Annotated in this window: 11 protein-coding genes; 8 read left to right on the top strand and 3 right to left on the bottom strand. The window is 75.2% G+C overall.

Annotation, left to right across the window (positions count from 1 at the left end; translation table 11 throughout):
• Nucleotides 1-901: NAD(P)/FAD-dependent oxidoreductase (locus AB6N24_RS21230; RefSeq protein ID WP_412871350.1), on the bottom strand; the 901-nt coding region annotated here is incomplete at its 3' end.
• 286 nt (nucleotides 902-1,187) lie between these two features.
• On the opposite strand from AB6N24_RS21230, the gene AB6N24_RS21225 reads away from it, so the two are divergent.
• The 3 genes from AB6N24_RS21225 (at nucleotide 1,188) to AB6N24_RS21215 (ending at nucleotide 4,750) form a co-directional block, all read left to right on the top strand.
• Nucleotides 1,188-2,501 carry a M50 family metallopeptidase gene (locus tag AB6N24_RS21225; RefSeq protein WP_412871349.1) on the top strand — a complete coding sequence of 438 codons (1,314 nt, stop codon included), beginning with the start codon at nucleotides 1,188-1,190 and terminating at the stop codon, nucleotides 2,499-2,501.
• A 132-nt stretch (nucleotides 2,502-2,633) separates the two neighbouring features.
• The gene (gene ispG, locus AB6N24_RS21220; RefSeq protein ID WP_412871351.1) at nucleotides 2,634-3,770 is read left to right on the top strand and encodes a flavodoxin-dependent (E)-4-hydroxy-3-methylbut-2-enyl-diphosphate synthase; all 1,137 of its coding nucleotides are present in this window, start codon (nucleotides 2,634-2,636) and stop codon (nucleotides 3,768-3,770) included.
• Between the two features lie 77 nt (nucleotides 3,771-3,847).
• On the top strand, nucleotides 3,848-4,750 hold the full coding sequence (locus AB6N24_RS21215; protein WP_412871348.1) for a GNAT family N-acetyltransferase: 903 nt from the start codon (nucleotides 3,848-3,850) through the stop codon (nucleotides 4,748-4,750).
• A 67-nt stretch (nucleotides 4,751-4,817) separates the two neighbouring features.
• On the opposite strand, the gene AB6N24_RS21210 is transcribed toward AB6N24_RS21215, so the two are convergent.
• A complete protein-coding gene (locus tag AB6N24_RS21210) occupies nucleotides 4,818-5,702 on the bottom strand; it encodes an Fpg/Nei family DNA glycosylase (RefSeq protein WP_412871347.1) in 885 nt (294 codons plus the stop codon).
• A gap of 35 nt (nucleotides 5,703-5,737) precedes the next feature.
• Here AB6N24_RS21210 and AB6N24_RS21205 point away from each other — a divergent pair, with 35 nt between their 5' ends.
• A complete protein-coding gene (locus tag AB6N24_RS21205; protein WP_412871346.1) occupies nucleotides 5,738-7,549 on the top strand; it encodes a proline--tRNA ligase in 1,812 nt (603 codons plus the stop codon).
• A gap of 92 nt (nucleotides 7,550-7,641) precedes the next feature.
• Here AB6N24_RS21205 and AB6N24_RS21200 read toward each other — a convergent pair whose 3' ends face one another.
• A complete protein-coding gene (locus AB6N24_RS21200) occupies nucleotides 7,642-8,658 on the bottom strand; it encodes a DUF4439 domain-containing protein (protein ID WP_412871345.1) in 1,017 nt (338 codons plus the stop codon).
• A 266-nt stretch (nucleotides 8,659-8,924) separates the two neighbouring features.
• Here AB6N24_RS21200 and rimP point away from each other — a divergent pair, with 266 nt between their 5' ends.
• The 4 genes from rimP to AB6N24_RS21180 form a co-directional block, all read left to right on the top strand.
• On the top strand, nucleotides 8,925-9,608 hold the full coding sequence (rimP, locus tag AB6N24_RS21195) for a ribosome maturation factor RimP (protein ID WP_412871344.1): 684 nt from the start codon (nucleotides 8,925-8,927) through the stop codon (nucleotides 9,606-9,608).
• A gap of 1 nt (nucleotide 9,609) precedes the next feature.
• Nucleotides 9,610-10,710 carry a transcription termination factor NusA gene (gene nusA, locus AB6N24_RS21190; RefSeq protein WP_412871343.1) on the top strand — a complete coding sequence of 367 codons (1,101 nt, stop codon included), beginning with the start codon at nucleotides 9,610-9,612 and terminating at the stop codon, nucleotides 10,708-10,710.
• 89 nt (nucleotides 10,711-10,799) lie between these two features.
• On the top strand, nucleotides 10,800-11,063 hold the full coding sequence (locus tag AB6N24_RS21185) for a YlxR family protein (RefSeq protein WP_412871342.1): 264 nt from the start codon (nucleotides 10,800-10,802) through the stop codon (nucleotides 11,061-11,063).
• A gap of 172 nt (nucleotides 11,064-11,235) precedes the next feature.
• On the top strand, nucleotides 11,236-11,658 hold a 423-nt coding region (locus AB6N24_RS21180; RefSeq protein WP_412871341.1), incomplete at its 3' end, for a translation initiation factor IF-2 N-terminal domain-containing protein.

Below are 11,658 nucleotides of genomic sequence, written 5' to 3'. Positions count from 1 at the left end.
GCGCTGCCACGAGCCGGCCGTCCTCGGTACGGCCGACCTCGAGCCGGTCGTGCGCGGCGTCCGCGAGCCCCTGACCGCGCGCGAGCCCGACGGCCTCCCAGCGCCCGTCCCCGAGCGGCTCCGTCGCCACGAGGTCGAGGGCGGCCGCCGCGACCGCACGGTCGACCCCCGCGATCGACGGGGTCCACGCGCCCGTCGCCCGGAGGACGACGCGCGTCCGCACCGTCCCGTGCTCCGTGACGACGGCGCCGGGCGAGACCCTGAGCGCACGGGTGCCCTCGACCAGGCGGACGCCGCGTGCGACGAGGACGTCCGCGAGCCCGCGCAGCAGGCGCGCCGGGTCGAGCTGCGCGCTGTCCGGCGTCCACGACCCGCCGAGCACCCCGGGAGCCGCGACGTGCTCGGCGACCGCGTCGGGGGCCAGGAGGTGCTCCTCGTCGCCCCACGCGCCGGCACGAGCCGTGCGGGCCCGCACGCGCGCGAGCTGGGGCAGCGTCCGCGCGACCGTCACCGCACCGGCGTACGTGAACCCGCACTCGATCTCCTCGGCGGCCGCGACGCCCCCGACCTCGACGACCGCGTCACGCATCGCGGCCCGCAGGTTGCGGGCGGCGTCCGGCCCGTGGCTGCGGGCGATGTCGTCGGCGCTCACCGCGAGCGCCGCGGAGCACGCGCCCAGACCTCGTGCGCTCCCTCCGTCGGGGACCCGTCCCTGCTCGAGCACGAGGACGTCGAGGGCCGGGTCCGCCTCGACGAGGGAGTACGCGGTCCACAGGCCAGCGGCCCCGGCGCCCACCACCACGACGTCCGCACGGGTGTCCCCGTCGAGCCCGTCGTCGTCCTGCGTGCCGCGGTGCGTCCCGGCGGCCCACACGGGAAGGGGCAGCGGTGATGCCGTCACCACACGGCTCCCGGGAGGCGGGGCGGGTGGGTCGGGCGTCCGGCGGGCGCACTCATGGCGCGACCCTAGCGAGCGCGTCGCCCGCCCGCGCGGGGCCGGGACCTGTCACGACCGGCGCCGGTCGCCGCGCTGCCGGACCCCGAGAGCCGACGCCGGCTGCGCCGTTCCTCGCGGAGGGCCGCCGCGAGGGTGATCTGCCGGTCCGGCGGCCCGGTCACCGGCGAGGGCGGGGGATGATGGTCCCGGGACGGGCGGTCGACCGGACCGGAACGGGAGCGGAGCTGTCATGGAGTACCTGGTCGGTGTGCTCGTGCTCGTGGTCGGCGTGCTCGTGTCGATCGCGCTGCACGAGGTCGGGCACATGGTGCCCGCGAAGCGCTTCGGCGTGCGGGTCAGCCACTACATGGTCGGCTTCGGGCCCACCCTGTGGTCGCGCGTGCGCGGCGAGACCGAGTACGGGATCAAGGCGATCCCGCTCGGGGGCTTCGTGCGCCTCGTCGGGATGTACCCGCCTGCCGAGGCCGTCGGGAACCCCACGCCGCGCGGCTTCTTCGGCCGGGTCGCCGCAGACGCCCGCGAGGTGAGCGCGGCGGAGATCCTGCCCGGCGAGGACGCGCGGGCGTTCTACCGGCTCTCGGCGCCCAAGAAGCTCGTGGTGATGCTCGGCGGCCCGTTCATGAACCTGCTCATCGCGGTCGGGCTGTTCGCGGTCCTGCTGTCCGGCATCGGGCTGCCGACGTCGAGCACGACCCTCGATGCGATCAGCACGTGCGTCATCCCGGCGAGCGAGGACGCGGACCGCAGCTGCACCCCGGACGACACGCCGGCGCCGGCCGCGGCGGCCGGTCTGCGACCCGGCGACCGGGTGGTCTCGTTCGACGGGGTGGAGGTCGAGGAGTGGACCCAGCTCCAGACGCTCATCCGCGCCTCGGGGGGCGACGAGGTCGAGCTCGTGGTCGAGCGCGACGGCGCGCTCGTGACGACGGCCATCACGCCGATCACCGCTGAGCGTCCCGTCCTCGACGAGGAGGGCCAGGTCGTCCTCGGCGCCGACGGCGAGCCCCGGACCGCGCGGGTGGGCTTCCTCGGCATGACGCCGGGGAGCGAGCTCGTCCGGCAGCCGCTCACGGCGGCGCCCGCGTTCGTCGCGGACGCGACCTGGCGGACGTTCGGCGTGATCGCTCGACTGCCGCAGCACGTCGCGGGGCTCGCGGAGTCGGCCTTCACGTCCGAGCCGCGCGACCGCGAGGGGCTCGTCGGCGTGGTGGGGATCGGTCGGTTCGCCGGGGAGATCGCGGCGAGCGAGGAGTACTCGGTCACGGAGCAGTTCCAGTCGCTGCTGAGCCTGATCGCGTCCCTGAACGTGGCGCTGTTCGCGTTCAACCTCATCCCGCTCCTGCCCCTCGACGGCGGCCATGTCGTCGGTGCGCTGTGGGAGGGCACCCGACGTCAGGTCGCGCGCCTGCGCGGGCTCCCACGACCCGGTCCCTTCGACACGGCTCGTCTCGTGCCGCTCGCGTACGGGGTCTTCGTGCTGCTCGCGGGGCTGGGTCTCCTGCTCGTCTACGCCGACCTGTTCAAGCCGATCACGCTCGGCTGAGCGTCGAGCGGCGGCCCCGCGCGTGACGTCTGTGCGGGTCGCGAGTGGGTCTGGTGAGAGTGGTCACTCCCGGGCACGCCCGGCGGCTGCGGGTGGGACAATGGGACGGTGAGCATCCCCCTCAACCTCGGCATGCCGGAGGCCCCCGCCCCGGTGCTGGCCCCCCGTCGCAAGACGCGCAAGATCAACGTCGGCAAGGTCGCGGTCGGCGGCGACGCCCCGGTCAGCGTCCAGTCGATGTGCACGACCCCGACGACGGACATCAACGCGACGCTCCAGCAGATCGCCGCGCTGACCGCGTCCGGCTGCGACATCGTGCGCGTCGCGGTCCCGAGCCAGGACGACGCCGACGCGCTGCCCGCGATCGCGCGCAAGTCGCAGATCCCGGTCATCGCCGACATCCACTTCCAGCCCAAGTACGTGTTCGCGGCGATCGACGCCGGGTGCGCGGCCGTGCGCGTGAACCCGGGCAACATCCGCAAGTTCGACGACCAGGTCAAGGAGATCGCGCGCGCCGCGACGGACGCCGGGGTCTCGATCCGGATCGGCGTCAACGCGGGCTCGCTCGACCCGCGCCTGCTGGCCAAGTACGGCAAGGCGACGCCCGAGGCGCTCGTCGAGTCCGCGGTCTGGGAGGCGTCGCTGTTCGAGGAGCACGGCTTCCACGACTTCAAGATCTCGGTCAAGCACAACGACCCCGTGATCATGGTCCGCGCCTACGAGATGCTGTCCGAGCGCGGGGACTGGCCGCTGCACCTCGGCGTGACCGAGGCCGGCCCGGCGTTCCAGGGCACGATCAAGTCGGCGACCGCGTTCGGCGCGCTGCTCAGCAAGGGCATCGGCGACACGATCCGCGTCTCGCTGTCCGCGCCTCCCGTCGAGGAGGTCAAGGTCGGCATCCAGATCCTGCAGTCGCTCAACCTGCGTCCCCGCAAGCTCGAGATCGTCTCGTGCCCGTCGTGCGGGCGCGCGCAGGTGGACGTGTACACGCTCGCCGAGAAGGTGACCGCCGGCCTGGAGGGCCTCGAGGTCCCGCTGCGGGTCGCGGTCATGGGCTGCGTCGTCAACGGTCCCGGCGAGGCACGCGAGGCGGACCTCGGTGTCGCGTCGGGCAACGGCAAGGGCCAGATCTTCGTGCGCGGCGAGGTCATCAAGACCGTGCCCGAGGCGATGATCGTCGAGACGCTCATCGAGGAGGCCATGCGCCTCGCGGACTCCATGGAGCCGGTCGACGGAGCAGGCGGACCGACGGTCGTGACGGTCGGCTGAGGACCGGTCGACCCGAGCTCGGCGCGGAGCTGCGTCCGGCCCGGCGCGCCGCCGGGACGTGGGGCAGAATCGCTGCCATGGGACGTGGGCGCTGGGCCACGCAGGACCGTCAGGTCGCCGGTGGGCGCCTCCTGGGCGACGCGGACGTCGCGGCGGCCCTCGCGGTGTGCGCGCTCGACCCGGTCGCCTCGGTGCTCGCCACGGCGCGGCTCGAGTCGGCCGCGCGGTCGGGCCTGCGCTCGACCGGTGGCCAGCTGTGGGGCTACGAGCGGGCGGGGGAGCTGCTCGCGGTCTGCTGGGCCGGTGCCAACCTGGTCCCGGTCGTCCCCGTCGAGGACGCCGCGGAGGACGCGCTCGACGGCTTCGCCGCGCTCGCGTCGCGGCACGGGCGCCGGTGCTCGTCGATCGTCGGCGAGGCCCCCGCGGTGCTGGGCCTGTGGGACCGGCTCGCCGACGAGTGGCCGCGGGCGCGCGAGGTGCGCGCCGACCAGCCGTCGATGGTGCTCGACGACGACCCGGTGCTGGCCCCCGACCCCGCGGTGCGCCGCTCGCACCCCGGGGAGTACCCGCTCGTCCTGCCCGCGTGCGTGCGGATGTTCGTGGAGGAGGTCGGGTACTCGCCCGTCTCCGGCACGGACGGCCCGTACGAGGCGCGTGTGCGGAGCCTGATCGCCGACGGGCGCTCGTTCGTGCGCATCGAGGACGGCGTCGCGCCCGACGGCGGCCCCGGGGTCGTGTTCAAGGCCGAGCTCGGTGCGGTCGCCGGCGGGGTCGCGCAGGTCCAGGGCGTGTGGGTCAGCCCGTCGCACCGCGGGCTCGGGCTGTCCGAGCCGGGCATGGCGGCGGTGGTCGCCGCGACCCGCCGGGACGTGGCGCCCGTGGTGAGCCTCTACGCGAACCACTACAACGCCCGGGCGCTCGCGGCGTACCGGTCCGTGGGGTTCCGGCAGGTCGGGACGTACGCGACGGTGCTCTTCTGACCGCACCGCGGGCCCGCACGCGGGCTGGGGCGGACCGCTCCGTCGCGCGCGTACCGAGTGCGAACCCTCAGCGGAGCAGGCGGGACATCCGACGGTCGGCCAGCGGCTGGCCGCCCGTCTGGCACGTGGGGCAGTACTGCAGCGACGAGTCCGCGAACGACACCTCGTGCACGGTGTCGCCGCACGGCACCCCGTCCCAGCCCGGGCACGGCTCCCCGGTGCGGCCGTGCACGCGCATCCCGCGGCGCTTGGCGTCCTTGAGCTCCGCGGCGGGCTTGCCGGCGGCGGCGCCGACGGCCTCGGTCAGCACGTCGACGACGGCACGGTAGAGCGTCGCGGTGCGGTCCTCGTCGAACGAGCGCGTCGGCGTGAACGGGCTGAGCCGGGCGGCGTGCAGGATCTCGTCGGAGTAGGCGTTCCCGATGCCGGCGATGGTGCCCTGGTCGCGCAGGAGGCCCTTGACCTGCTGGTTGCGCGCCGCGAGGAGCTCGCGCAGCCGCGTCTCGGTGAACTCCGCGGAGAGCGGCTCGACGCCGAGGGTCGCGACCTGCGGGACCTCCTGCGGGTCCGTCACGACGTAGACCGCGAGACGCTTGCGGGTGCCGGCCTCGGTGAGGTCGAACCCGCTCCCGTCGTCGAAGCGCACGCGCAGCGCGATCGGCGAGCGACCCGGCTTGACGGCGGTCTTCGGCACCGCGTCGTACCACCGCAGCCAGCCCGCGCGCGCGAGGTGCAGCACGAGGTGCAGCCCCGGCTCGTCGCCCACGGCCAGGTCGATCCACTTCCCGTGCCGCTCGACGCCGACGACGGTGCGCCCGACGAGGTCCGAAGGGCCGGGGGAGAAGGTCTTGAGCGCGCTGATCGCCCCGACGTCGGCCCCGGTCACGGCGCGCCCGACGACGCGGTCACGCAGGAAGGAGGCGAGCGCGTCGACCTCGGGCAGCTCCGGCACGGGTCCATCGTGGAGCACGCACTAGGCTCTGCGCCATGCTGCTGCGCCTGTCCTCGCTGTTCGTCCGCACCCTGCGAGAGGACCCGGTCGACGCCGAGGTGGCGAGCCACCGCCTGCTCGTGCGCGCCGGGTACATCCGCCGGGCCGCCCCGGGCATCTACACGTGGCTCCCGCTGGGCCTGCGCGTGCTCGCCAAGGTCGAGGCCGTCGTCCGCGAGGAGATGGCCGCCGCGGGCGCGCAGGAGGTCCACTTCCCGGCGCTGCTGCCCCGCGAGCCGTACGAGGCGACGGGCCGGTGGACCGAGTACGGCCCCAACATCTTCCGGCTCAAGGACCGCAAGGGCGCGGACTACCTGCTCGCGCCGACGCACGAGGAGCTGTTCACGCTGCTCGTGAAGGACCTGTACTCCTCGTACAAGGACCTGCCGCTCGCGCTGTTCCAGGTCCAGACCAAGTACCGCGACGAGGCCCGCCCGCGCGCCGGCCTGATCCGCGGCCGCGAGTTCATCATGAAGGACGCGTACTCGTTCGACGTCGACGACGAGGGCCTCGCGGCCTCCTACCAGCGCCAGCGCGACGCCTACGAGCGGATCTTCACGCGCCTCGGGCTCGAGTACGTCATCGTCGCCGCGACGTCGGGCGCCATGGGCGGATCGCGCAGCGAGGAGTTCCTCACGCCGACCGCGATCGGCGAGGACACGTTCGTGCGCTCGGCGGGCGGCTACGCGGCGAACGTCGAGGCCGTCACCACCGTCGTCCCCGAGGCCGTGCCGTTCGACGACGCACCGGCCGCGCACGTCGAAGACACCCCCGACACCCCGACGATCGACACGCTGGTCGCCCTCGCGAACGAGCGGTTCGCGCGCCCCGACCGTGCCTGGACGGCCGCCGACACGCTGAAGAACGTCGTGCTCGCGCTCGTCCACCCCACGGGCGAGCGGGAGCTCGTCGTCGTCGGGCTGCCCGGTGACCGCGAGGTCGACCTCAAGCGCCTCGAGGCGGCCGTGTCGCCGGCCGAGGTCGAGCCCGCCGGCGAGGCGGACTTCGCCGCGCGCCCCGAGATCGTCAAGGGCTACCTCGGCCCGGCCGTGCTCGGCCCCAACCCCACGGGCCAGGCGGCGGACGACGAGACGCGCACGAGCCTGCGCTACCTCCTGGACCCGCGCGTCGTGCCGGGCACGCGCTGGATCACGGGCGCGAACGAGCCGGGGCGCCACGTGTTCGACCTCGTCGCGGGCCGGGACTTCACCGCGGACGGGACGATCGAGGCCGCCGAGGTGCGCGCCGGCGACCCGGCGCCGGACGGCTCGGGCCCGCTCGAGCTCGCGCGCGGCATCGAGATCGGCCACATCTTCGCCCTGGGTCGCAAGTACGCCCAGGCGCTCGGCCTCACGGTGCTGAACGAGAACGGCAAGGCCGTCGTCGTGACGATGGGCTCCTACGGGATCGGCGTCACGCGGGTGCTCGCGGCCCTCGCGGAGGCGAACCACGACGAGCGCGGGCTCGCGTGGCCGGCCGGCGTCGCCCCCGCTCACGTGCACGTCGTCGCGACCGGCAAGGACCCCGCGGTCTTCGAGGCCGCCGAGTCCCTCGCCACGACGCTGTCCGCACGCGGCATCGAGGTGCTCTACGACGACCGGCCGAAGGTCTCGCCGGGCGTGAAGTTCGCCGACGCCGAGCTGTTCGGCGTGCCGCTCGTGGTCGTCGTCGGGCGCGGGCTGGCCGAGGGGGTCGTCGAGGTCCGGCCCCGCGTGGTGGTCGAGGGCGGGCCGCAGGCCGAGCAGGTCCCGGTCTCGGAGGCCGTGGACCGCGTCGCCGAGCTCGTGGACGACCTGATCGCGGGCTGAGGGGCCGCTCGTCGAGCCGGGCGGCCGTCGACCAGCGGCCGCCCGGGCGGCTGGTTGCGTGCTGCGGGCGGCGGTGGTGACGCCGCGCTCGGTCAGCCGTCCGCGCCACCCGCGGGCTCGGCCGGGCCGGCGTCGGGCGCCACGTCCGCACCCGGCTGCTGCTCGGGGAGCCCCGGGAACGCGACCGGGGGAGCGCCGTGCGCCACGGCCTCCGCGTCGGCGGTCCGCAGCGCCTCGAGCACCGCGACCCGGGAGCCGGCGGGGGCGACCGCGACCGCGCTCGCGTAGGCGACGGTCAGCCGCAGCTCGAGCGTGCGCCCGAGCTCGGCCGCGACCGCGGGGTCGTCGATGCCGCCGGGCAGGGCGTACGCCGTGCGGCGGGGGTCGATCGCGGTGCCGTCGACGCCGGACTCGCGCGCCCACGCCTCGGCCCGGCCGCGGTGCGCCGCCGCGTCGGCCTGCGCGGCCGCCCGCGCGTCCCCGGCGAGCTTCGCGGCGATGACCTCGTACGCGTACCCGACCTCGTCCTCGGCGACCACGAGGTCGGCGTACGTCTCGGGCGGGAGCGGGCCCGGCTGGACCGACGCGGCCGGGCTCGGAGCGGGGTCCACGGGCTCGGGCGGGGTCACGCCGGTCGCGGCACCGAGCCGGTCGCGCAGGCTCGCGCGTGCGGTGGCGACGGATCCGAGCAGCCGGGCCAGCTGGCCGTCCTCGACGGCGTCGGCGTCGGTGCGCGCGGTTCCGGCCGCGGTCGCGACCAGCTCGAGGAGGGCGGCGGCGTCCGCGACGGGCGTGCGGGTCGGGGTCGCGGCGGGCGTCGGCGAGGGCGTGGGCAGCCCCGAGTCGTAGACGCCGCCCAGCTGCTCGGCGTGCGCGGTCGAGAACGCGGTCACGTCGGCGAGCACCGGCGTGAGCGCGTCGTCGGGCGCGGCCGCGGCCGCCCTGGCCGCCACGAGGTCCGTCGCCCCGGCCGCGAGGGCCAGGGCGTCGTCCACGGTCCGGCTGCGGACGAGCTCGACCGCGTCGGGGACGAGCGGCTCGGGCGGCGGGGTCTCGAGGCGCAGGCCGCAGCCCGCGAGCGCGAGGACCGTGGCGAGCAGGGCGACCACCAGGCGGGCGGAGGGGCCCGGTGCGTGTGCGCCGGCCCGCGGTGCGCGAGCGCCGCTCCCGGGCGGGACGGTGGGCGCGGACGGCTCCGCGAGGCAGGTGGCACTCATCGCCCGCGATCCTCCCACGGGCGCGGCGCTCGCACGGCGGTGGTGCGTGCGGTCGGGCGGGTCGCGCCGAGTCGTTAGGCTGGGCGCCACAACATCACAGGGTCGGCAGTCCGGAGGGGCGCGTCAGGGTGACCCGCCGGAGCCGACAGGAGGCGACCATGTCCTCGCCAGCACCGACGAACCGCGTCCGGGACGTCATCGAACCGGTCGTGAGCGGGGCCGGCCTGCACCTCGAGGAGCTCGAGGTCACGCGGGTCGGCGCGAGGACCGTCGTGAGCGTGGTGCTCGACCTCCACGAGGACGAGACCGGCGGCCTGGGTCTCGACCGCATCGCGGACGTCTCGCGGGACATCTCGGCCGCCCTCGACGACGTGATCCCGGGGGAGAGCACCCTCGAGGTCTCGAGCCCGGGCGTCTCCCGCCCGTTGACCGAGCGCCGGCACTTCGCCCGCGCCCGCGGGCGGCTCGTGACGGTGCGGCTGCGCGATGGCGAGCCCGTGACGGGACGCCTGGTCTCGGTCGAGGGCGTGGGCCCGGCGACGGTGCTGCATGTCGTCCCCGAGCCCGTGAGCGTCAAGGGCCGCAAGCCCGTCGCCGCCCCGCCCCAGGACATCACGCTCGACCGCGTGCGCGACGCGCACGTCGAGGTCGAGCTCGCCCGCCTCGCGCACGGGACCGACGCCGAGCTGTTCGGCGACGACGTGGACGACGCGGCGGGCACCGACACCGACGACACCGACGACGTCGACGACCTCGACGACGCGGACGACTTCGACCCGGACGGCTCGGGAACCGACGCCGCCGACCCCGACGCCGGTGCACCGGCCACAGAGGAGAGCTGACGTGGACATCGACATGGCCGCCCTGCGGATGCTCGAGCGCGAGCGGGACATCAGTCTCGGCGTGCTCGTGTCCGCGATCGAGCAGGCGCTGCTGTCCGCCTACCACCGCACCCCCGGTGCGCACGCGACCGCCCGGGTCGAGCTGGACCGCAAGACCGGCCACGTGACGGTGTGGGCGCGCGAGCAGCAGCCGGCGCCCGCGCCCGCGGAGGACGGCGTCGCGGTGCCGCCACCGGCTCCCGGCCCCGAGTTCGACGACACCCCGCAGGGCTTCGGGCGCATCGCCACGGCGACCGCGCGCCAGGTCATCGTGCAGCGCCTGCGCGACGCCGAGGACGACCAGGTGCTCGGCGCGTTCCGCGGCAAGGAGGGCGAGGTGCTCGGCGGCGTGATCCAGCAGGGTCGCGACCCGCGCGTCGTCCTCGTCGACGTCGGGGGGACCGAGGCGGTCCTGCCCGCGCACGAGCAGGTCCCGACCGAGCAGTACGTGCACGGGGAGCGGCTGCGCTCGCTCGTGCTCGAGGTCGCGCGCGGGCCGAAGGGTCCGCAGATCACGCTCTCGCGCACGCACCCCAACCTCGTGCGCCAGCTCTTCGCGATGGAGGTCCCGGAGGTCGCCGACGGCTCGGTCGAGATCACCGCGATCGCCCGCGAGGCGGGTCACCGCACCAAGGTCGCCGTGCGGGGGCGCGTGGCGGGCCTCAACGCCAAGGGCGCGTGCATCGGGCCGCTCGGCGCGCGCGTGCGGGCCGTCATGGCGGAGCTGCACGGCGAGAAGATCGACATCGTCGACCACTCCGACGACCCGGCCGAGATGGTCGCGCACGCGCTGTCGCCCGCGCGTGTGCTGTCCGTCACGGTCGTCGACCCGGTCGCGCGTGCCGCGCGCGTCGTGGTGCCGGACTACCAGCTGTCGCTCGCGATCGGCAAGGAGGGCCAGAACGCCCGCCTGGCCGCCAAGCTCACGGGCTGGCGCATCGACATCCGCTCCGACGCCGAGGGCGCGGCCGGGGCCCCGGCCGGCGGGCCTGCGGACGGTCGCCGGGACGAGCCGGCCCGCGGCGAGACGCAGCGGGGAGCCGGCTCCGGTCCCACGCGGTGACGAGGCGCGGTAGACTTCCGGAGGCTGGGCTGGATGCCCGGTTCTCCGCGCCGAGCAGGCGACCCCCTGACGCCCTTCCGGTGTCCGGCATGGGCCCGCTCCGCACGTGCGTGGGGTGCCGGTCGACCGGCCCGAGGTCGGTCCTGCTGAGGACGGTCGTCGGGACGGGCACCGCGGGGGAACCCGCAGTGGTCGTCGACGTCGGTCGTCGGATGCCGGGCCGGGGGGCGTGGCTGCACCCCGAGCCTCACTGCCTCGAGCTTGCCGAGCGCCGTCGGGCGTTCCCGCGGGCCCTGCGTCATGCAGGTCCGCTGGACGTCGCACCGGTGCGCGAGCATCTCGAGCGCGGCTGAGGGGAACCAGCGACCGGGTCCCGAACCCGGGAGCACCGAACCGTCGACATGGGAAGCGGGTTTGACAAGCCGATGGCTGCCCGATGAGCACGCACCGATGAGTACCCAGCGATGAGTACCTCGCACTAACGACGGTCCGACCCTCTCCTGGGCGGACCGAGACAGGAGAGATGTGGCCAAGGTCCGCGTCTACGAGCTCGCCAAAGAGCTTGGTGTGGAAAGCAAGACCATCATGACCAAGCTGGGCGACCTCGGGGAGTTCGTCCGCTCGGCGTCCTCGACGATCGAGCCGCCCGTCGTGCGCAAGCTGCGCGACCTCTACCCCGTGGGTGGCTCAGCGCCCGCTCCGGCACCGGCCCGCCCTGCGGCGCCGAAGCCGGCCGCTGCACCGACCCCCGCGGCTGCCGCCCCGGCAGCCCCGGCCCCGGCCGCTGCTGCTCCGAGCCCCGCCCCTGCGGCACCCGCCGCCCCGGCACCCGCACGTCCGGCAGCACCGGCCCCGGCCGCTCCCGCGGCTCCCGCCGCTGCCGCGCCGGCTGCTACAGTCACTAATACACATCTCCGACCCCACGAAACCGTCACATTTATGACGTAT

The organism is Cellulomonas jepli, from assembly GCF_047229345.1.
Taxonomy (GTDB): Bacteria; Actinomycetota; Actinomycetes; order Actinomycetales; family Cellulomonadaceae; genus Cellulomonas_A.
The sequence above is the reverse complement of the archived record's forward strand: the minus strand, read 5'-3'. Positions and strand labels throughout refer to the sequence as shown.

Excerpts from the sequence above, each read along its gene's own strand:
- AB6N24_RS21205 (WP_412871346.1), top strand. The coding sequence starts at position 5,738 with ATGCTGCTGCGCCTGTCCTCGCTGTTCGTCCGCACCCTGCGAGAGGAC.
- AB6N24_RS21185 (WP_412871342.1), top strand. The coding sequence starts at position 10,800 with ATGGGCCCGCTCCGCACGTGCGTGGGGTGCCGGTCGACCGGCCCGAGG.
- AB6N24_RS21225 (WP_412871349.1), top strand. The coding sequence starts at position 1,188 with ATGGAGTACCTGGTCGGTGTGCTCGTGCTCGTGGTCGGCGTGCTCGTG.
- rimP (WP_412871344.1), top strand. The coding sequence starts at position 8,925 with ATGTCCTCGCCAGCACCGACGAACCGCGTCCGGGACGTCATCGAACCG.
- AB6N24_RS21215 (WP_412871348.1), top strand. The coding sequence starts at position 3,848 with ATGGGACGTGGGCGCTGGGCCACGCAGGACCGTCAGGTCGCCGGTGGG.
- ispG (WP_412871351.1), top strand. The coding sequence starts at position 2,634 with ATGCCGGAGGCCCCCGCCCCGGTGCTGGCCCCCCGTCGCAAGACGCGC.